The sequence below is a fragment of the Gaetbulibacter sp. S0825 genome, assembly GCF_011777505.1.
In the GTDB taxonomy this organism is placed as follows: Bacteria; Bacteroidota; Bacteroidia; order Flavobacteriales; family Flavobacteriaceae; genus Pontimicrobium.
In genome coordinates, this window is the sequence record NZ_JAATJT010000003.1 from 529,831 (window position 1) to 550,704 (window position 20,874).

The 20,874-nt window shown below is 32.8% G+C and carries 21 protein-coding genes; 17 read left to right on the plus strand and 4 right to left on the minus strand.

Annotated elements, in window-relative coordinates:
• Positions 1-50 precede the first annotated feature (50 nt).
• Positions 51-2,273 (plus strand): ATP-binding protein, encoded by a 2,223-nt coding sequence (locus HB672_RS13625; RefSeq protein ID WP_167770072.1) that lies wholly within the window; start codon positions 51-53, stop codon positions 2,271-2,273.
• Here the strand turns inward: HB672_RS13625 and lpxK are convergent.
• Positions 2,270-3,274, minus strand: coding sequence for a tetraacyldisaccharide 4'-kinase (lpxK, locus tag HB672_RS13630; protein WP_167770073.1), 1,005 nt, complete (start codon positions 3,272-3,274; stop codon positions 2,270-2,272). The genes HB672_RS13625 and lpxK overlap by 4 nt on opposite strands.
• Positions 3,275-3,412: 138 nt before the next feature.
• On the opposite strand from lpxK, the gene HB672_RS13635 reads away from it, so the two are divergent.
• From HB672_RS13635 to msrA, 3 genes are all read left to right on the plus strand, one after another.
• The gene (locus tag HB672_RS13635; RefSeq protein WP_167770074.1) at positions 3,413-4,507 is read left to right on the plus strand and encodes a Nif3-like dinuclear metal center hexameric protein; all 1,095 of its coding nucleotides are present in this window, start codon (positions 3,413-3,415) and stop codon (positions 4,505-4,507) included.
• Between the two features lie 2 nt (positions 4,508-4,509).
• Positions 4,510-5,289: a C4-type zinc ribbon domain-containing protein gene (locus HB672_RS13640; RefSeq protein WP_167770075.1), complete on the plus strand. Its 780-nt coding sequence runs from the start codon at positions 4,510-4,512 to the stop codon at positions 5,287-5,289.
• 105 nt (positions 5,290-5,394) lie between these two features.
• A complete protein-coding gene (gene msrA / locus HB672_RS13645; protein WP_167770076.1) occupies positions 5,395-6,075 on the plus strand; it encodes a peptide-methionine (S)-S-oxide reductase MsrA in 681 nt (226 codons plus the stop codon).
• Positions 6,076-6,176: 101 nt separating this feature from the next.
• On the opposite strand, the gene HB672_RS13650 is transcribed toward msrA, so the two are convergent.
• Positions 6,177-6,977 carry a class I SAM-dependent methyltransferase gene (locus HB672_RS13650; protein ID WP_167770077.1) on the minus strand — a complete coding sequence of 267 codons (801 nt, stop codon included), beginning with the start codon at positions 6,975-6,977 and terminating at the stop codon, positions 6,177-6,179.
• Positions 6,978-7,143: 166 nt separating this feature from the next.
• Between HB672_RS13650 and HB672_RS13655 the strand changes: the two genes are divergently transcribed.
• The 13 genes from HB672_RS13655 to HB672_RS13715 all read left to right on the plus strand — a co-directional run bounded on the left by HB672_RS13655 (position 7,144) and on the right by HB672_RS13715 (position 18,087).
• Complete coding sequence (locus HB672_RS13655; RefSeq protein WP_167770078.1) at positions 7,144-7,815, plus strand: hypothetical protein; 672 nt, start codon at positions 7,144-7,146, stop codon at positions 7,813-7,815.
• A 69-nt stretch (positions 7,816-7,884) separates the two neighbouring features.
• Positions 7,885-9,156 carry a kynureninase gene (gene kynU / locus HB672_RS13660; protein WP_167770079.1) on the plus strand — a complete coding sequence of 424 codons (1,272 nt, stop codon included), beginning with the start codon at positions 7,885-7,887 and terminating at the stop codon, positions 9,154-9,156.
• Positions 9,149-10,546, plus strand: coding sequence for an NAD(P)/FAD-dependent oxidoreductase (locus HB672_RS13665; RefSeq protein WP_167770080.1), 1,398 nt, complete (start codon positions 9,149-9,151; stop codon positions 10,544-10,546). The genes kynU and HB672_RS13665 overlap by 8 nt, the downstream gene beginning before the upstream one ends.
• A 5-nt stretch (positions 10,547-10,551) precedes the next feature.
• A complete protein-coding gene (locus HB672_RS13670) occupies positions 10,552-10,953 on the plus strand; it encodes a RidA family protein (protein WP_167770081.1) in 402 nt (133 codons plus the stop codon).
• A 168-nt stretch (positions 10,954-11,121) separates the two neighbouring features.
• Positions 11,122-11,874, plus strand: coding sequence for a DUF6090 family protein (locus HB672_RS13675; RefSeq protein WP_167769598.1), 753 nt, complete (start codon positions 11,122-11,124; stop codon positions 11,872-11,874).
• 61 nt (positions 11,875-11,935) lie between these two features.
• Positions 11,936-12,703, plus strand: a complete 768-nt coding sequence (locus HB672_RS13680; RefSeq protein WP_167770082.1) for a DUF6090 family protein — start codon at positions 11,936-11,938, stop codon at positions 12,701-12,703.
• 9 nt (positions 12,704-12,712) lie between these two features.
• A complete protein-coding gene (locus HB672_RS13685; RefSeq protein ID WP_167770083.1) occupies positions 12,713-14,152 on the plus strand; it encodes an aldehyde dehydrogenase in 1,440 nt (479 codons plus the stop codon).
• Positions 14,153-14,157: 5 nt separating this feature from the next.
• On the plus strand, positions 14,158-14,598 hold the full coding sequence (locus HB672_RS13690; protein WP_208864221.1) for a GNAT family N-acetyltransferase: 441 nt from the start codon (positions 14,158-14,160) through the stop codon (positions 14,596-14,598).
• A gap of 55 nt (positions 14,599-14,653) precedes the next feature.
• Positions 14,654-14,965 carry a GIY-YIG nuclease family protein gene (locus HB672_RS13695; RefSeq protein WP_167770084.1) on the plus strand — a complete coding sequence of 104 codons (312 nt, stop codon included), beginning with the start codon at positions 14,654-14,656 and terminating at the stop codon, positions 14,963-14,965.
• A gap of 40 nt (positions 14,966-15,005) precedes the next feature.
• Positions 15,006-15,788, plus strand: coding sequence for an SDR family oxidoreductase (locus HB672_RS13700; RefSeq protein WP_167770085.1), 783 nt, complete (start codon positions 15,006-15,008; stop codon positions 15,786-15,788).
• Positions 15,789-15,820: 32 nt separating this feature from the next.
• Positions 15,821-16,357: a 3-hydroxyanthranilate 3,4-dioxygenase gene (locus tag HB672_RS13705; protein ID WP_167770086.1), complete on the plus strand. Its 537-nt coding sequence runs from the start codon at positions 15,821-15,823 to the stop codon at positions 16,355-16,357.
• 3 nt (positions 16,358-16,360) lie between these two features.
• Positions 16,361-17,443: an amidohydrolase family protein gene (locus HB672_RS13710; protein ID WP_167770087.1), complete on the plus strand. Its 1,083-nt coding sequence runs from the start codon at positions 16,361-16,363 to the stop codon at positions 17,441-17,443.
• Positions 17,443-18,087 (plus strand): O-methyltransferase, encoded by a 645-nt coding sequence (locus tag HB672_RS13715; RefSeq protein WP_167770088.1) that lies wholly within the window; start codon positions 17,443-17,445, stop codon positions 18,085-18,087. The genes HB672_RS13710 and HB672_RS13715 overlap by 1 nt, the downstream gene beginning before the upstream one ends.
• 2 nt (positions 18,088-18,089) lie before the next feature.
• Here HB672_RS13715 and HB672_RS13720 read toward each other — a convergent pair whose 3' ends face one another.
• Together HB672_RS13720 and HB672_RS13725 are read right to left on the minus strand one after the other, a co-directional pair.
• Positions 18,090-18,377 carry a twin-arginine translocase TatA/TatE family subunit gene (locus tag HB672_RS13720; RefSeq protein WP_167770089.1) on the minus strand — a complete coding sequence of 96 codons (288 nt, stop codon included), beginning with the start codon at positions 18,375-18,377 and terminating at the stop codon, positions 18,090-18,092.
• Positions 18,378-18,452: 75 nt separating this feature from the next.
• Positions 18,453-20,756: a M1 family metallopeptidase gene (locus HB672_RS13725; protein WP_167770090.1), complete on the minus strand. Its 2,304-nt coding sequence runs from the start codon at positions 20,754-20,756 to the stop codon at positions 18,453-18,455.
• Positions 20,757-20,874: the final 118 nt, after the last annotated feature.

Below are 20,874 nucleotides of genomic sequence, written 5' to 3' on the forward strand. Positions count from 1 at the left end.
GTGCATTTTATCGAATAAAATGTTATATTTGTCGATAAAACGATCTAAAAATGTCCCAAATCAAATATTACATATTTGTTTTTTTAGTCTTAATAACTACAAATTTTTACCCTCAGGATAATATTGAGGATGACATTTCTTTGGATAAAAATAGAATTGACTTTTTTGTTGAAGAAGCTGATAAAGAAACTCAAAAGTCCAACTATTTTAATGCTATTACCATACTTCAAAAAGCATTGGTTATTGCCGAAAAAATTGAAAGTGAGAAAGACCAAGGTATTTTACATTCTAAGATAGCGAACTTACAATACAACTTAGAAAAATATCAAGAAGCTAACTTTACTATCATTAAGGCAATGACTATTCAAAGTAGGATTGATGATACAGCTAACCTTGCAGTATCAAGATATACATGCGGAATTATTTATCTCGCACAAGAAGATTACACTAATGCTTTAGACTATTTTAAATCTGCAAAAACGATATTCGAAGAAAAAAATTATAATGAGCTTGTTGCTAAAGTAACGCTTAATGAGGCAAAAGCTTACTTAGGGCAAGGCAACTTAACCGAGGCCAATGCTTTAGTGGATAAAGCTATTATTTCATCAAAAAAATATAAGTTACCTGACGTTCAAAGTGCTGCTTTAATAAAAAGCGGAGAAATCGCATATGCTGAAGGCAAATACGAAAGAGCTTTAGCTCAAACCTTAGAAGGATCAAATATTGCCAAAAGTTCTGGCAATCTTGTTGTTTTAAACGAAAGCTATAAGGCTCTAAGCAATATCTATGAAAAGACAGGTAATTACCAATTGGCAAATACAAACTTGCATCTTTTTATAAAACTTAGTGATTCTATTTCAAACATAAGAAATGAAAACTTACTTGCTGAAAAAGAAATTATAGATGCTGATAAAGACACTTTAATTCAAACCCAGAAAGAACAAATTGACGAAAAAAATGAGTCAGATAGTTTAAACAAACTAACCACTATTTTAAGTGTTGGATTAATAACCATTCTTTCTCTTTTAACACTTTCATTATACAAAAACAACAATATTAGACTAAAAACTAATAATATGTTGTATCGCAAAAATGAAGAACTTTTAACCGAAAAGGAAAGAGCAGAAATTGCTGCTAAAACAAAAACAAATTTCTTATCTACGGTAACACATGAATTAAGAACGCCTCTATATGCCGTTACTGGTTTAACTAATATGCTATTAGAAGAAAACCCAAGAAAAGAGCAAATGCAACATTTAAAATCACTTAAATTTTCTGGTGATTACTTGTTAACCTTTATCAATGATATTCTTCAAATAAATAAAATTGAAGCCAACAAAGTAGAGTTAGACCCTGAAGTTTTCAATCTAAAAAATAAAGTAGAAAATGTAATAGCTGCATTAAATAATTCAGCTATTGACAATAATATTTTTATCCATTTTGAATACGACAAAAAGCTACCAGAAATATTTAATGGAGACCAATTAAAAATTTCTCAAATTCTTATTAACCTTATTGGCAATGCAATAAAGTTTACTAAAGATGGAGATATATGGGTAAGAGTAACACAATTAGGTCTTAAAGGTAAAAAACACTCTATTCGCCTTGAGGTAGAAGATAACGGAATTGGAATCACCAAAGAAAAACAAGAAAGTATGTTTGAGAGTTTTTCTCAAGGATCAGTTCAAATTAACCGAAAATATGGTGGTACAGGACTTGGACTATCAATTGTAAAAGGTTTGGTTAAAATTTTAAAAGGTAAAATTTATTTAAAAAGCGAATTGGGGAAAGGAACAAGCTTTTTTGTAGAAATGCCTTTAGAAGAAGCTCAAGAAGTAACAAATGTTAAAAGTAAAGATTACGCAAAAGATTTAAATAACTTAGATTTAGAAAACGTGAGAATTTTAGTAGTAGAAGACAACAAAATTAACCAGATGATCACTAAAAAAATCTTAAACAAGATGAACTTAGTTTGTGATTTGGTTGACAACGGTGAAGACGCCGTTGAGAAAGTTAAGGAAGTGACCTACGATGTCGTACTTATGGACATTCACATGCCAGGAATTAGTGGCTTAGAAGCCACTAAACAAATACGTGCATTCGATAAAGAGCTTACCATTTTTGCTCTTACAGCAGTAACGCTCGAGGATAAAATGCAAGAGTTTGAAGAGGCTGGTTTTAACGATATTATATCGAAGCCATTTAAGCAAGAAGATTTTGAGAAAAAATTATATGAAGCATTAAAGGAAAACGAAACCTCTGCTTCGGCTTAATATTTAGTACAAAAAGCCAATAGTATTTTATTGAATTTTTCATGCTCAAAAATTTTGGTTTCAATTGGTAAATAATAAAGCTTATTTTCAATTAATTTATTACCAAGTTTGGTAAAATCTTTTTCAGTTGTTACAATTATTTCTTTTTCATTTAAAGCCTCAATATCTGCATCGGTAAAAATATGGTGATCTTTAAAGTTTATATGTTCAAAATTATAACCTTCATCATTCAAAAAATTCACTAAAGGTATTGCATTGGCAATTCCAGTCACAAGCGTGAAATTCTCATCTTTTAACCCACTTAAATTAACATTGTCACTGTTAGAATAGATAGTACTAGAGTAATCAATAGTACTGAAAAATACTTCTTGATGTGATTTTGGTTGTAATCTATGTTTAAGCTTGCTTCGTTCTTCAATAGTAATGTCTTTAGGACATTTTGTAACTACAATAACATTGGCTCTTTTAGCTCCAGATTTTGGTTCTCGTAAATCGCCTGTTGGTAAAGTGATATCATCAATATATAGTTTATCGTAGGTAGTTAACAAAATATTAAATCCTGCGTCTACTTTTCTATGCTGAAACGCATCATCCAATAATATAACATCAGGGTTTTTTAAACTTTGTAATTTAGAAATTCCATGTTGCCTATTAGCATCAACACTCACTGTAATACCTTTAAATTTCGAATAAAATTGATAAGGTTCGTCTCCAATAGTTTCAGCACTTGACATGTCATTTGCTATTTGAAAACCATCAGTTGAGCGCTTATAACCTCTACTTAAAGTTGCTAGCTTATAGTTATCCTTTAAAAGTCTTATTAAATATTCTATCATTGGTGTTTTTCCTGTACCACCAACACTTAAATTTCCAACGCAAATTACTGGAAAATCATAACTTTTAGATTTAAAAACGCCTTTATCATACAAAACATTTCGCAACCATGTAACGCCATAGTAAATAGGAACAATTGGTAATAATATGTTTCTTAATAGCTTCACGATAACGTAATCAAAATAATTTATAAAAGAGTGCCAAGATAATAATTAAATCATTCAAGATTACACAAGGCTAATTGAAAACAATGAAAGTCAACTTGTGGAAGTAATTATTTATCTTTGAACTAAACATAACTTTTTATGATTGTACAAGACGTTATTAATCACCTAGAAGAATTAGCTCCAATGTCTTATGCTGAAGATTTTGACAATGTTGGTTTATTAGTGGGTGATAAAAATAATAAAGTTTCAGGCATCCTTGTTACATTAGACACTCTTGAAACAGTAATAGATGAAGCTATTGAGAAAAATTGCAATCTCATAGTAAGTTTTCATCCTATAATTTTTAAAGGATTAAAAACTATTACAGGAAAATCCTATGTAGAACGTGTTGTAATTAAAGCCATAAAAAATAACATTTCAATTTTTGCAATTCATACAGCTTTAGACAATGCATTACAAGGAGTAAACGATAAAATATGTGAGCAACTTGGGCTATTAAATAGACAAATACTAATCCCTCAAGTTGGCACCATAAAAAAATTAACCACGTATATTCCAAAAGATAAAATTGAAAAAGTAAGAGATTCATTATTTAATGCTGGAGCTGGTTCTATTGGTAATTACAACAATTGTAGTTTCAATGTTAATGGTATTGGCACCTTTAATGGAAATGAAAACTCAAATCCAACAATTGGAGAAAAGGGAATTACTCAACAAGAAGAAGAAATAAAACTCACTGTTACTTTTCAAAAACATCTTGAATCCAAAGTTTTACAAACGCTTTTTAAAAATCACCCATACGAAGAAGTTGCTTATGAAGTGACAACACTAGAAAATAAAAATCAGCATATTGGCATGGGAATGATAGGCGAATTCGAAAATGCTATGACAGAAACTAGCTTTCTGGAACATTTAAAATCAACAATGCAAACTAAATGTGTGCGTCATTCTTCTTTTTTAAATAAACCAATAAAAAAAGTGGCTGTATTAGGAGGTTCAGGAAGCTTTGCAATTAACGCCGCAAAAGCTGCTGGAGCAGATGCATTTGTTACAGCCGATTTAAAATACCATGACTTTTTTACTGCCGAAAACAAGCTGCTTTTAACAGATATTGGACACTACGAAAGTGAACAATACACAAAAAACCTTTTAGTAGCGTATCTTACAAAAAAAATTCCTAATTTTGCAATCGTTTTATCAAACACAAATACCAATCCTGTAAAGTATTTATAAGCATGGCTAAAAAGAAAGAAGTTACTGTAGAAGAGCGATTAAGAGCACTATACGATTTACAATTAATCGATTCTCGCGTTGACGAAATTAGAAATGTAAGAGGAGAACTTCCTTTAGAAGTACGTGATTTAGAAGATGAAGTTGAAGGATTAAAAACTAGACTTCAAAAATTAGATGACAGTCTTTTAGATATAGGTGAGCAAATTAAGTCTAAAAAGAACTTAATTGAAGAAGCAAAAGCACTTATAAAAAAGTACTCTGAGCAACAAAAAAATGTTAGAAATAACAGAGAATACAACTCTTTAACTAAAGAAACTGAATTTCAAGAATTAGAAATTCAATTGGCTGAAAAGCATATTAAAGAATTTAATGCTCAAATTGAGCAGAAAAAAGAAGTTATAGACGAGACAAAATCTCGTTTAAAAGAAAGAGAAACACATTTAAAACACAAAAAAGGTGAATTGGATGCTATTCTTTCTGAAACTGAAAAAGAAGAACAAGCTTTATTAAAGAAAAGCGAAGAGTATAAAAAGACAATCGAAGAGAGATTAGTGCTTGCATATTCTAGAATTCGTGAAAATGTAAAAAACGGACTAGCAGTAGTTGCTATTGAAAGAGGAGCTTCTGGAGGTTCTTTCTTTACAATTCCACCTCAAGTTCAAGCTGAAATTGCTTCTCGAAAAAAAATAATCACTGACGAACATAGTGGTCGTATTTTAGTTGATGAAGCTTTAGCAAATGAGCAAAAAGCAAAAATGGAAAAAATGTTTTCTAAATTATAGTTAGAATACAAAAAACATAGAAAAAGCCTTTAACAATCTGTTAAAGGCTTTTTTATTGTGTAATTTTTTTGTTAATTATCGACTTATAGGAAAAGGAAAACATATATGAAATCATTAATAGTATCTCTCTCAGTTGCATTATTATTTAGCTGTCAAAATAATGCACAACAAAAAGCAGTAGCAACATCTAATAAAAGTAAAATAGAACAAGGGTTAATGACAGCAGACCCTATTGAAGTTCCTTTACAAGATGGTTTAGCAAGAGCCTATTTTGCGAGTGGCTGTTTTTGGTGTGTTGAAGCTGTGTATGAAAGCGTAAAAGGAGTTAAAGAATCTATTTCTGGTTATTCTGGTGGACACACATTAAATCCAACGTATGAGTCTAGTAATACAGGAAGAACTGGTCATGCCGAAGCTGTTGAGATTATTTACGACCCAAAAATTGTGAGTTTTGCTACATTGGTTGATGTGTATTTTGGGTCTCAAAATGTGACTCAAGTAAACGGTCAAGGTCCAGATATTGGCTCACAGTACCGTTCTATTATTTTTTATCAAAATGAAAAGCAAAAGGAAATTATTATTCAAAAAAAAGAAGCTTTAGCAAAAAAACTCGATAAACGTATTGCTGCTGAAATTATGCCTTTTCAAAAATTTTGGATTGGTGAAGATTACCATCAAGATTTCGAACGCCTAAATCCAGACAACCCTTATATACAAGGTGTTTCTATTCCAAGACTAAATCGTTTTAAGCAAAAATTTCCTCACTTATTAAAGGATAAGCATTAATACTTAACATTGACTTTCTCATAAAAAAACGATAACTTCGTTTAACGTCGGATATAAGTCATTAAAACGACGCATATCCGTAAAAGCATTAAACGAACTTCTCAAATTTTTCTCACCCTTAGCTCAAAAATCAAAGGGTATAATTGGTCTTTAGTGGCATACATTCCAGATTCAGTTTTAACTAAATTTGGTAACACATCATAAGGGCTTTCATTGTATTCGTTTAAATAGTCTATATGTAAACCAGCTTCTGTAAGTGCATTAATCACCTCACTCAATCCATGATTCCATCCATATTCTTTACTAATCATTTTTGAATCTTGATTAGCATAAGTACCTTCATACTCTTCATAAATCACCTCATTTTGCATATAACCATATTTCATTTCTTGTTTATCATTTGCGTAATCAAACATCCACACAATTGGATGAAATTCAACCATATAAAAAACGCCTCCTGGTTTTAGTCTTTCGGCAATCATTTTACCCCAAGGTTTTAAATCTGGTAGCCAACCAATAACACCATAGCTTGTAAAAACGATATCAAAAGTCTCCTTGACGTATTTAGGTGTATCCAAAACATTACAGCAAACAAATTCAGCATCTAGTTGTAACTCGTCATTTAGCTTGTTTGCCAATGCAATACCTTCATCACTTAAATCCACACCAACACACTTCGCTCCTAACCTACTCCAACTTAAGGTATCTTGACCAAAATGACATTGCAAATGCAACAACAATTTTTCTTTTACATCTCCCAAAGCATTTAATTCATAGGACATTAAAGAAGATTTCCCTTTTTTAAAGGCTTCCAAATCATACATAGCACTTTTAGCATGAACTTTAACCTTTTCATTCCACGTATCCTTATTAACCTCGAAATATTTTTTATGACTTGTCATTAGCTAAAATTGAGCTTCTAAAATAAGATTTCTAAATTAATTGTGTTTAGTTTCTTATTTTTGATGAAAATCCAACCACATGAAACATCCGCACTAAATTTCTAATATTCAATAAAAATATTATAGATGTTACATGTGACCGTTGAAAAACAATAAATACTATCACATGAAAAAATTATTCCTCCTTTCGTTTCTAATTATATTTTCTGCTTGTAAACAAGCTGAAGAAAAAAAAGAAGAACCTGTTAAAGAATTAACAGTTGCTGAAAAAATTGCTAATGCGCATGGCTATGAAAACTGGGATAACGTAAAAACCTTTGCATTTACCTTTGGAGGCACTTTAGAGGATCCAAACAGTGGTCGTTCATGGGTATGGAATCCTAAAACGAATGATATTAAATTAACCCGTAATGATGAAGTTTTAGAGTACAATAGAAGTAATATGGATTCTGTGGACTTAAAAGCAGATAGAGGGTTTATTAATGATAAGTTTTGGGCTTTAATCCCATTTCAACTGGTCTGGGATGAAGGCACAACAATTTCGGAGCCCGAAAAGGCTATATCTCCTGTAAAACAAGAAGAGTTTAATAAATTGATAATTACCTATTCCAGTGAAGGCGGTTATACACCTGGAGATGCGTACGACATTTATTTTGACGAGGATTATATTATTAGAGAGTGGAGTTTTAGGAGAGGTAACGCTCCAGAACCAACCATTTCAAATACTTTTGAAAACTATAGTGATTATAATGGTATTAAAGTTGCTCAAGACCATAAAAGAAGTGCAAGTGACAGAAATCTTTTAATCAGAAATATTAAGGTCGAATTAGAAGAATAATTCACCTAATTAAGAAGTAAAATATCATTCAAATTTTCCTATTTTTGGGTAAAACCAAAACATTTTACTTTGTCCAACTATAAACTAGGTCTTGAATATGCTAAACAACAAGACCAAAATGATGTTCTAGCTTCTTACAGAAATCAATTTCACATTCCTAAAGATAAAGAAGGAAACGATTGGTTGTACTTTACAGGAAATTCACTTGGCTTACAACCAAAATCAACCAAATCTTATATAAATCAAGAGTTAAATGACTGGGCAACCTTAGGTGTCGAAGGTCATTTTGAAGCTAAAAACCCTTGGATGGGATACCATGAATACTTAACGGAATCCATGGCTAAAATTGTTGGCGCAAAACCTATTGAGGTTGTTATTATGAATACCCTTACCACAAATCTGCATTTGTTAATGGTATCTTTTTATCAACCAACAAAAACCAAGTATAAAATAGTTATTGAGAGCGATGCATTTCCATCAGATAGATATGCAATACAAACACAATTAGAGTTTCATGGGTTTGATGCTAACGAAGGATTGATTGAATGGAAACCTCGACAAGGTGAAGAATTACTGCGAATAGAAGACTTAGAAACCATTCTTGACCAACAAGGTGATGACATTGCATTGCTTTTAATTGGAGGCGTCAACTATTATACAGGACAATATTTTAATCTAAAACGAATTGCAGAGCTAGGTCATTCCAAAGGTTGCATGGTTGGTATCGATTTGGCTCATGGTGCTGGAAACATACAACCTGAGTTACATGATTCAGGTGTTGACTTTGCTGCTTGGTGCACTTATAAATATTTAAATTCTGGTCCAGGAAGCTTAGCTGGTTTATTTGTACATGAAAAACATGCGTATAATAAAGATTTAAAACGTTTTGCAGGCTGGTGGAGCCATAACAAATCGACGCGATTTAATATGCGTCAACCACTTGATGTAATTCCAGGTGCGGAAGGTTGGCAATTAAGCAATCCTCCTATTCTATCTATGGCAGCAATTAAAGCTTCATTGGATATGTTTAATGACGTTGGCATGAATGCTTTAAGAGCAAAATCTAAAAAACTTACTGGATACTTTGAGTTCTTGATTAATGAACTGGAAAATGATAACATAAAGATTATTACGCCTTCAAATCCAGACGAACGAGGTTGTCAATTATCAATACAAGTTAAAGATGCTGATAAAAGTTTACATAAAAAGTTAACTGATGCTCATATCATTACTGATTGGCGCGAGCCAGATGTAATAAGATGCGCTCCAGTGCCTTTATACAACAGTTTTGAAGATGTTTATAGAATGGTTGAAAAATTAAAAGAAATTTTAAGTGAATAGAAAACAAAACATACTCATCATAGGTGCTGGACTTTGTGGTTCACTTCTCGCTTTGCGTCTTGGTCAACGAGGTTATAACGTTACTGTTTACGAAATGCGTCCTGATTTACGCAAAGTAGATATTTCAGCAGGACGTTCAATCAATTTGGCTTTTTCTGATAGAGGAAATAAAGCCATGAAATTGGTTGGCATTGAAGACAAAGTAAAAGCACTTTGTATACCAATGAATGGTCGTATGCTGCACGACAAGGAAGGCAATACATTTTTGTCAAATTATAGTGGAAGAGACCATGAATACATCAACTCCATTTCTCGTGGCGAACTAAATGGTTTGCTATTAACTGAAGCTGAGAAACATGATAATGTGACGATTCATTTCAACAAAAAGTGCAAGTCGGTTGATTTTGAAAAAACCACAGCATTATTTAAAGATTACCATACTAAAGATGAATTCATTGAAGATGCTGATATCATCATTGCTACTGATGGCGCTGGTTCAGCAATGCGAAAAAGTTACTATTTAGGAAAGAAATTCCTGTTTAGTTTTTCGCAAGACTATTTAACGCATGGCTATAAAGAATTAAGCATTCTTCCAACAAAAGAAGGTGGTTATAAAACTTATAAAAACGCCTTACATATTTGGCCTCGAGGCGATTTTATGCTCATAGCATTACCTAATTTAGATGGTAGTTTTACGGTCACACTGTTTTTGAGTCATGATGAAGGTGCTTATAATTTCGGAAATTTGACAACTCCTAAAATCGTGACAGAATTCTTTAAAAAAGAATTCCCAGATGCACTTGAATTGATGCCCAATTTAGTTGACGACTTTTTTGAAAACCCAACAGCAGCATTAGGAACTGTAAAATGCTCGCCATGGCATTACAAAGGAAACACCTTGTTAATGGGAGATGCAGCACATGCTATTGTTCCTTTTTATGGACAAGGTATGAATGCCTCGTTTGAAGATGTGGTGGAATTTAACAAAATTCTTGACCAGAATCTTGATAATTGGGAAGCCATTTTCACAGCCTATGAGAAGTCTCGCAAAAAAGATACTGATGCCATTGCAGATTTAGCCATTGATAATTTTCATGAAATGAAAGACCATGTTGCTAACCCAATATTTCAAAAGAAACGAAAGATTGAAATGGCCTTAGAAAAGCATTTTCCTAATGACTATTCTTCCAAGTATTCATTAGTGACTTTTAATGAAGATATAAACTATAGAGACGCTATGTTAAGAGGGCGTGCACAAGATAAAGCCATATTGAATATGCTTTCAGATGGTGAGATTGATACTAATGGCGATTTACAAAGTATATTAGAAAAAGTAAAACAACAAACCGAAGCCATTCTAGAAGATGATAGAATTGCTGGATTAAAATAAAAACTATGAGTGACAAAGTAACACCAAGAGGAGCCTATCCACATAATAGAAGAGCTGGAGATTTTATTTTTATATCAGGCACAAGCTCTCGTCGTGCAGATAACACCATTGCAGGAGTTGATATTATTGACGAAATGGGAACCAAACGTTTAAATATTGAAGTTCAAACTCGTGAAGTATTGCAAAATATTGAAAAAAACCTGAAAAGCGCTGGTGCCGAAATGAGCGATGTGGTAGATGTGACGTCGTTTTTAGTAAACATGAACGATTTTGCAGGTTATAATAAAACTTATGCAGAATTTTTTAATGCAGAAACAGGACCAGCCAGAACAACCGTTGCTGTTCATCAATTACCTCATCCAGATTTAGTGGTAGAGATTAAGGTGATGGCTTACAAGCCATTGTAATAACTCCTTCCCTATTTTAGGGAAGGTGGATTCAATTCCATTTAAAGGAATTGAAGTCGGAAGGGTAAACATTCGTTTTATCAATAAGGCCATTATTTAGAATTGTTTACATTTAGCATAACCAACCTCAAACCAACCAACGCTTAATCACTTATTAATTTTAAAAATGTGATTAAATTTTTCCGTCGTATTCGCCAACAACTTCTAACTGATAACAAGTTCAGTAAGTACTTACTCTACGCCATTGGCGAAATTATACTTGTGGTAATTGGTATTCTTATTGCCCTTCAGATTAATAATTGGAATGAAGGTAGGAAATTACAAAACGAAATAAACATCTATCTTAATCAGAAACTTGAAAATCTAAAAGAAGATAGATTACGTTTAATTGAAATTAGAGATGTAAGACAGGAGAAGGCAGAAAAAAGCAAATATGTTTTTGATGTTGGGCTAAAAAATATTGATGCTATTTCAATTACAAATATCATATATTTTATTCTTGTAGAACGTCATTTTATTAGTGCAATAGAGCGCAACGAATCTTCAATTACAAAATATTATGCTGGTTCTAGTGAAGCAACTATAAACAAACTAGAACTATTATATATCAATAATATTAAAGAAATGACCTTAGAAGAAAATCGCCTTAACACCTTTAGTGAAAATGCGGAGTTTAGTTTATGGACCGATGGTTTTTTAGTAGATAACAGAGATTTGTTTGCAACAACCATTGAAAATTTGGGAGAATTAAAATATAATGATGGCGTTCCAGAATTAACCTTGAATGGTAACAGTCAAAAAGTACTAGAAGGAATATTTAGAAGGAACGAACTGGCAAATGAAAGTCTTATAGCTAAGCTTAATACACTTATTGAGATTAATGAACAATTCATTAAAGAAATTGAAAACTATTTAAATTAAAGTTACAACTGTGATTAAATTCTTTCGACAAATACGTAAAACACTAATTAACCAAAACAATATGGGAAAATATTTTAAATACGCTATTGGCGAAATTTTGTTGGTTGTAATTGGTATTTTAATTGCTTTGCAAATCAATATCTGGAATGAACAAAAAAAAGAACAAAAAATAGTTAAATCTTATTTAAAGAACCTTGTTGTAGATTTGAATGAAGATATTAAAATGACAGAAAACTTAACTCAAATTATAAAGTATAAAGTTTTGTATATAGACAAGCTTGCAACGTTTTTTAGAAACAAAGAGATAAATGAATTGGATAATTTAGAGGTGTTTTATGAAGCTTATGATACCTATGGATATAGACCTTTTACTTGGTATAAAAGTACTATTGATGAAATAAAAAATTCGGGGAGTTTAAAATTGATAAAAAATGATTCGCTACGAAAACAAATTAATCAATACTATGCATTAACAGATCATTTGGATCAGGATTTTATCAATGATAGTGAAGGGGCTGCATCATTACGTTCGTCTTTATTTAATATTGTAAATACAAATTACCCAAACCGTAAAGACCTAATAGACACCTTAAATCTATCCTACAGAAAAAGTGATAAATCTATATTTACAAACTCAAGGGTTTACAAAGAGGCTAAAAAAAGCAATTTTAAATTGCTTACAAATGATATCAATGATATTCATGTGTTTGTAAATAACTTATTTCGATATAATGGTTTATTAAACGTTAGATACAAAAGCGAGTTTCCTAGATTAATAAAAATGGGTAAGAATATAATTGAAATGATAGAGAATGAATACAATGATTAAATTTACAGAATGAACATTCAAAACTACATAAACGGCAACTTTCATAATCCAATACAAGATAATTGGCTAGACAACTACAATCCCTCAAATGGAGAAGTGTATAGTCAAATACCTAACTCTACTAGTGAAGATGTCGAAAACGCATACATAGCAGCAAAATCTGCTTTTCCAAGTTGGAGTCAAACCACTTTGGAAGAACGAAGCAGAATCATGCTCAAAATTTCAGAGCTCATTGAAGCAAATCTAGATAAGCTAGCTGAAGCCGAAAGTAAAGACAACGGCAAACCCATTTGGTTGGCCAAAGCGATTGATATACCTCGAGCATCTAGTAATTTTCGCTTTTTTGCAAATGCCATTACCCAATTTGCTAGCGAAAGTCATGAAAGTGTTGGTCAACAAGCTATAAACTATACGCTCAGGCAACCTATTGGAGTTGTAGGCTGTATTTCACCTTGGAACCTTCCACTCTATTTGTTTACATGGAAAATCGCTCCAGCCATTGCAGCAGGAAATTGTGTGGTTGCCAAACCAAGCGAGGTCACACCAATGACTGCTTATTTATTAGGTGAAATCTGCACAGAAGCAGGTTTACCAAAAGGTGTACTAAACATCGTTCATGGCTTAGGAACAACAGCAGGACAAGCCATTGTAGCGCATCCAGACATTAAAGCTATTAGTTTTACAGGAGGCACAGCAACTGGAGCACATATTGCTAGGACAGCTGCACCAATGTTTAAAAAACTATCCTTAGAGTTAGGAGGTAAAAACCCAAACATCATTTTTGCCGATTGTGATTATGAGGATATGTTAAAAACCACAGTTCACTCATCATTCGCCAATCAAGGTCAAATTTGCTTGTGTGGAAGTCGCATTTTTGTAGAAGATTCCATTTACGAACAATTTAAAACTGATTTTGTTGAGCGTGTTAAAAAAATGAAGGTTGGTCATCCATCAGATGAAAAAACAAAGGTCGGTGCTTTAGTCTCTAAACAACATTTAGAAAAAGTATTAAGCTATGTTGACATTGCAAAAGAAGAAGGTGGAACAGTATTATGTGGTGGAAATAAAGTAACTGTTGAAGGCTATGAAAATGGCTATTACATGCAACCAACCATAATTGAAGTTAAAACAGACGAATGTCGTGTTAATCAAGAAGAAATATTTGGTCCAGTTGTAACCATTATGCCCTTTAGCAATGAAGATGAAGTGTTACAAAAGGCCAACAAGGTAAAGTATGGATTATCAGCCACTTTATGGACAAACGATTTAAAACGCACGATGCGAATGAGTAACCAAATACAAGCAGGTATTGTTTGGGTTAATACGTGGTTATTGCGTGATTTACGTACACCTTTTGGTGGTGTTAAAGACTCAGGAGTTGGTCGTGAAGGAGGTTTTGAAGCGCTACGCTTTTTTACAGAGGCTAAGAATATTTGTATTAAGTATTAAGTACAATGATAGAAGTTCAAAAAGACATATTCTTCTCTTCAGATAAAAAAGATATGGATATGGAATTGATTTATAATTTCATTCATAATAGTTATTGGGGAAACAATAGGACTTTTGAGGAGCAAAAAAAGGCTGTAGAAAACACACTTAATTTTGGTTTATTTCATAACGGAAATCAAATAGCCTTTACTAGAGTGATGACGGATTTCGTGTTTTTTGCTTACATTCTTGATGTTTTCGTCATTGAAGACTATCAAGGAAAAGGTCTATCCAAATTATTGATGAAGCATATATTAGAACATGAACCTATTAAAAATGTAGACAAATGGATTCTAGCAACGCGAGATGCTCATGGTTTATACAGTAAATTTGGTTTTGAATCATTAAAAAATCCAGATATGATTATGGAAAAAATGAGTGAACGCGCTAAAAAAATATATCAGTAATAACTTGTGCTTGTCATATCGAGCGCAGTCGAGATAAAGCACAAGTCAAATATTCATGAAATTATACTATGTTTACATATTAAAATGCTCTGACAATTATACTTATACAGGTATTACTAATGATATTGTCAGAAGATTAAAAGAACATAAAGAAGGTTTTAACAAAGAGTGTTTTACATACAAAAGAAGACCATTGAAATTAATATTTCATCAAGAATTCAACGATGTAGAGCAAGCAATATATTTTGAAAAGAAAATTAAAAATTGGAGTGCAAAAAAGAAATTTGCGTTAGCTAATGGTGAGTTTGATATGCTACAAATATTATCTGAATGTAGAAATGCAACACATTCAAAATTTAAACCATGACCAAAAGTAGGTCTCGACTGCGCTTGACCAGACAAATATTATGAACTTAAACTTAAATAATAAATACGCTTTAGTCTGTGGAAGTACTGCAGGAATAGGTAAAGCAACTGCAATAGCTTTAGCTTCGGAAGGTGTACAAGTAACACTTGTTGCAAGAAATGAAGGCAAACTAAAATTAGCACTAGCAGATTTACCTCAACAACGAACTCATGATTATATCGTCGCCGATTTTTCAAATCCAGATGATTTGAAGAATAAAGTGTCAGAATATATAATTAATAATCACGGATTTCACATATTAATAAACAATACAGGAGGCCCAAAAGGAGGCCCTGTGTTTTCAGCAGATGTTGAAGAATTTGAAAATGCGTTCACGCAACATTTAAAATGTAATCATGTTTTAGTACAAGCGGTTGTACCATTCATGAAAAGTGAAGGCTTTGGGCGCATTATTAATGTCATATCAACTTCAGTAAAACAGCCTTTAGATGGTCTTGGCGTAAGTAATACCATTCGTGGTGCTGTTGCAAATTGGAGTAAAACTTTAGCTAATGAATTGGGGCAATTTGGCATTACTGTAAACAATGTGCTCCCAGGAGCCACTGGAACTGAACGTTTAACAGAAATTATTAAAAATAAATCGGATAAAACTGGCAACACTGAAGAAGCTGCCGCCAGCACTATGAAAAATGCTATTCCAGCAAAACGATTTGCAAAACCTGAAGAATTAGCTGATGCCATTACTTTTCTAGCTAGTGAACGTGCAGCTTATATTAACGGAATTAACCTTCCTGTTGATGGTGGACGAACAAAATCTTTGTAACTTTATATCATTCTTTTTAAAATCATAAAATCATGAGCAAATTATATCCTCCAATAAATTTTAAAGCATGGATTGATGAAAATAGACATCTTTTAAAACCACCTGTAGGTAATAAAGTTGTTTGGAAAGATGGTGATTTTATTGTTATGGTAGTTGGTGGCCCTAACAGCAGAAAGGATTACCACTATAATGAAACTCCAGAATTTTTCTATCAAGTTGAAGGTGATATTGTTTTAAAAGTGATTGATAAAGGCACTCCAAAAGATATTCATATTAAGGAAGGGGAAATATTCTTATTACCTCCAAAAGTACCGCATTCTCCGCAGCGAGGTGCAAATACAGTTGGATTGGTTATAGAATATCCAAGAGAAAAAGGTGTGCAAGACGCACTACTCTGGTTTTGTGAAAATTGTACAACAAAATTATATGAAGAAGACTTTACATTAGATAATATAGAGACAGATATGCCCGGGATTTTTGACAAGTATTATGGTGATAAAGATAAGCGAACATGTCCTAATTGTGGTGAAATAATGCAACCACCAAAAAAAGTACAGATAGACGAATAATATATGAAACGTAAACTTCGAATTAACGGTCACTCTCATCTCCTTCCTTATCCTGAGGAAATCCCTCAATTTATGAAGGATAAAGGTATTTTTTGGGTAGATAAGGACCGGAAATTTATGCTTCAAAAAGACTGGAATCGTCCAATTACAGATTCTAGCTTTTTCTTGAATGAAAAATTGGCTTGGATGGAACGTTTTAACATTGACCATGCAGTTGTTTTAAACTTATCACAATTGTATGGTAATGGTTTGCGTGTGGAAGAAATGAAACAAGCACTTCGATTTCAAAATGATTTTAATGCAAGAGTGCAGCAAGAAAACCCAAGTAAATTCACTTGTGGCTTTGTGGTTCATCCTGGTTTTGTTAAAGGAGCTTGTTGGGAAATTGAACGTTGCGTTGAAGAGTTGGGCATGCAACTTTTATGCTTACCAACGCACTATATGGACACCATAGGCACTTGGCGTTGTATTTTTGATGAAGAAAACGAACCAATTTTTGAATTGGCGAGCAAATACAACCTAGCTGTTGAAATTCATCCCTATGATGGTGAAAAATTTATCAAGTTAGAAAACACCTCTTGGCGTTTTCATCTTATATGGATGCTTGCTCAATGTGCAGACGCTTATCATTTTCTAACCTTAAACGGTTATCAAGATAAATATCCAAATATGCGAACTTGTTTTGCTCATGGAGGGCAATTAGCACAAATTAATTTAGGCAGACGTATTCAAGGTTTTGATGGACGACCAGATTTATTTGAAGGTAAAAGCCACCCAAGAAAAGCAGTTGGTCACAAAAATATCTTTTTCGATACCTTAGTACATGATACTGGAGGATTAGAATTGCTTATAAAGAATCAAGGTTCTAAACAAGTTTTAATGGGACTTGACGACCCTTATCCGCTAGGTGAAATGGAAAGTGAGAAACAAAGTTCTTATCCTGGTAAAATTTTAGATTTGGCAATTGACCAAGATATAATAACTGAAAATGAACGAGACGCTATTTGGCAAGACAATGTAATACAATGGTTGTGCGGCGATGATGAAGCTGCTAAACAAAAATTAGTTAATAGAATTTTAGCCTAATGAATTTTTTATCGGAAGAACTTGATAACTATGTGGTAGGCCACAGTCAAGATGAACCTGAATTACTGCAACAACTCAATAGAGAGACCTATCAAAAAATATTACAGCCTCGTATGTTGAGTGGTCACTACCAAGGCCGTGTTTTGAGCATGATTTCTAAATTAATAAACCCTAAGAACATACTAGAAATTGGGACTTACACAGGTTATTCTGCTTTATGCCTAGCTGAAGGCATGCAACTATCTGGAGAGTTACATACTATTGATATAAATGAAGAATTATTTGATTTTCAACGGAAATACTTTGATAAATCTGGGTATGGTGAACAAATATTTCAACATTTAGGAAATGCTTTAGATATCATTCCAAAACTGAATAAAACATTCGATTTAGTTTTTATTGATGCGGATAAAGAAAATTATGTGAATTATTTTAATGTAATTATTGATATAATGACCCCTGGAGCAATTATTTTATCCGACAATGTACTTTGGAGCGGTAAAGTTCTAAATACTGAGTTTAAAAAAGAAGACATTTCTACACCTGCTCTTATAGAGTATAATAAACTATTAAAAGAAGATAAAAGAGTGGAAACTGTAATGTTACCTATTAGAGATGGATTAACTATTTCTAGAAAATTATAGTGTTACAACTTTCGTTTTACTGAACCAGTAAAATCATCAATCCCATCCTTTACTTTAGTAATTTCCTCATTAATACTGCTAGCTACATCAGTATCAATACCATGTTTATCGGCACTTTTTGCAATTTCGTGCTTTATATCGTTTGTAGCATCTTTTAGAGTACGCATACCTTTTCCTAAACCACGAGCTATCTCAGGTATTTTATCTGCACCAAACACCATCACCACTATAAAAAGGATGAATGCAATTTCGGCACCGCTAATAAATAAAAAGGTTGCTTGTTGTAACATGGTACAAATATAATGAGTATGTATAAAAAAACCGACTTAAAAAAGTCGGTTTTAATATTAAATTACAAACTTTAACTAGTTTTTGTTCTTAAATTGATCAAACTTACTTTGCTTAACTTCTTTTGGCCAAGAGTTGTTAGATGTATCAATATCTGCAGTTTCTAAATCTGGATCTACTACAATAGATACAATTTCTTTTTCAGAAGCAATAGATTTGCTTACTTCTTTATCGTTGTGTCTCCAAATTTCAGCAGGATATGTTTCACGTTTCTTCGTTCCATCTGCATATTCATATTCAACAATAATTGGCATTACCAGACCTCCTGGTTTATTAAATGTTACATTATAAATATACTTAGGTGATTTAATATTTTTACGCTCCTCAGTAGTAAAATTATCCATTAAATACTCTTTTAATGTTGGTGCGTTCTCTAAAGTAGATTTGTTTTTTATAGCTTCCGTAAACTCTTCGCTTCCTTCTTCTACCATGTAAACTAATGGAGGTAAATCTTCTACCTTCATACCATTTCTACTTGCAATATTCTCTACAATATTCTTAGGTGCATCTGTAACATACATCTTCTTAACCTCTTTTAAACCTATATCTGTATAATCAGTTGTATAGAACCAACCTCTCCAGAACCAGTCTAAATCCATTGCTGATGCATCTTCCATAGTTCTAAAGAAATCTTCTGGCGTAGGATGCTTAAATTTCCAACGGTTAGAGTACTCTTTAAAAGCATAATCAAATAACTCACGCCCCATAATGGTTTCACGTAATATATTTAAACCAGTAGCAGGTTTTGCATAAGCATTATTCCCAAATTGGTAAGTATTTAAACCTTTACTCATAATTGGTGCTAAATAATCTTGGTCGGTACTCATATAAGGCACAATTTTATCTGCAGGACCACGTCTTGCAGGAAAATCGGTATCACCTTCTGCTAAAGCACCTGGATATAATTTAGCAAAATCTCGTTCGGCTACATATTGTACAAAGGTATTTAAGCCTTCGTCCATCCATGTCCATTGACGCTCGTCACTGTTTACAATCATTGGGAAGAAATTATGTCCAACTTCGTGAATAATAACTCCCATCATACCGTATCGTGTTCTCTTTGGAATTGTTCCATCTGGATTAGGGCGACCAAAGTTGTAGCATATCATTGGATATTCCATTCCCATTGGTGCACTAACCGAAATTGCTTTATGATAAGGGTAATCAAAGGTCATTCTTGAATAAGAAATTAATGTACTAGCAACAGTTTTAGTAGACCAGTCTCCCCATAGAGGATTTGCTTCTGGTGGATAAAGTGATACAGCCATTACATTTTTGTCACCAATTTTAACAGCCATCATATCCCAAATATGCAGACGAGAAGAAGTCCAACCAAAATCACGTACGTTTTCAGCATATAATTTCCAGGTCTTTGTTCCTTTGCTTTTCTTCTTTGCTGCAGCTTCAGCTTCTTTTTGAGTTACAATTTCTACTGGTTCATCAAAAGACTTTTTAGCTTTTTCAAAGCGCTTCATCATTTCTTTACTAAATACTTCGCTTCTATTTGTTAATCGTCCTGTACCGTCTAATACATGGTCATCAGGAACTGTAATATTAACCTCAAAGTTCCCAAATGGTAATGCAAATTCATCGCGCCCAAAGAACTGCGAATTTTGCCATCCTTCAACATCGTTATATACAGCCATTCTAGGATAGAATTGTGCCATTACATAAATTTTATTATCCGACTCTTCGAAATACTCATAGCCAGAACGACCTCCTTCAGTTACGTGATTGTTAATATTATACCACCATTTAATTTGGAAAGAAAACTTGTCTCCAGTATTCATTGGTTTTGGTAACTCAACACGCATCATTGTACCATTTATCATATGAGGTAATGGTTTTCCATTAACATCGCTTACTTGCTGAATATTAAAACCTCTTTCTGGAGCTTCTTCCATGTAGCTTTTTGAGAAGTTAGCAGCTGGCTGTAGTTTTTGCGTTCCGCTACTCTCAATTAAAGGTGTTTTAGAGTCTTTAGCTCTCATGTTTTGGTCTAATTGCACCCATAAAAACTTTAACTCGTCAGGTGAATTATTAGTATATGTAATAGTTTCAAAACCAGATAAACTTGCTTTATCATCGTTTAACACTAAATCCATTTTATAATCTGCTTGCTGCTGATAATATTCTGGTCCTGGTGCTCCAGATCCAGTTCTAAACATATTAGGAGTAGAAAACTCATTATACATTTGTCTAAATTTATTGATGTTTACGTGACCTGGTTTTCGTTCAGGCTTCTCTTGCTCTTGTTCTTGAGCAAAAACCCCTACTGAAACAAACATGGCTGACAGTAGGAAATACTTAAGTTTTTTCATTAGAAAATATTTAATTGTTTTAAAAGATTAGAATTATAAACCCTAGTTTAGTTGTAGAAAACATATACTTAATAAGGCTTTATAAATTACTATAGTTGGTTACAAATTCTAATTGTTG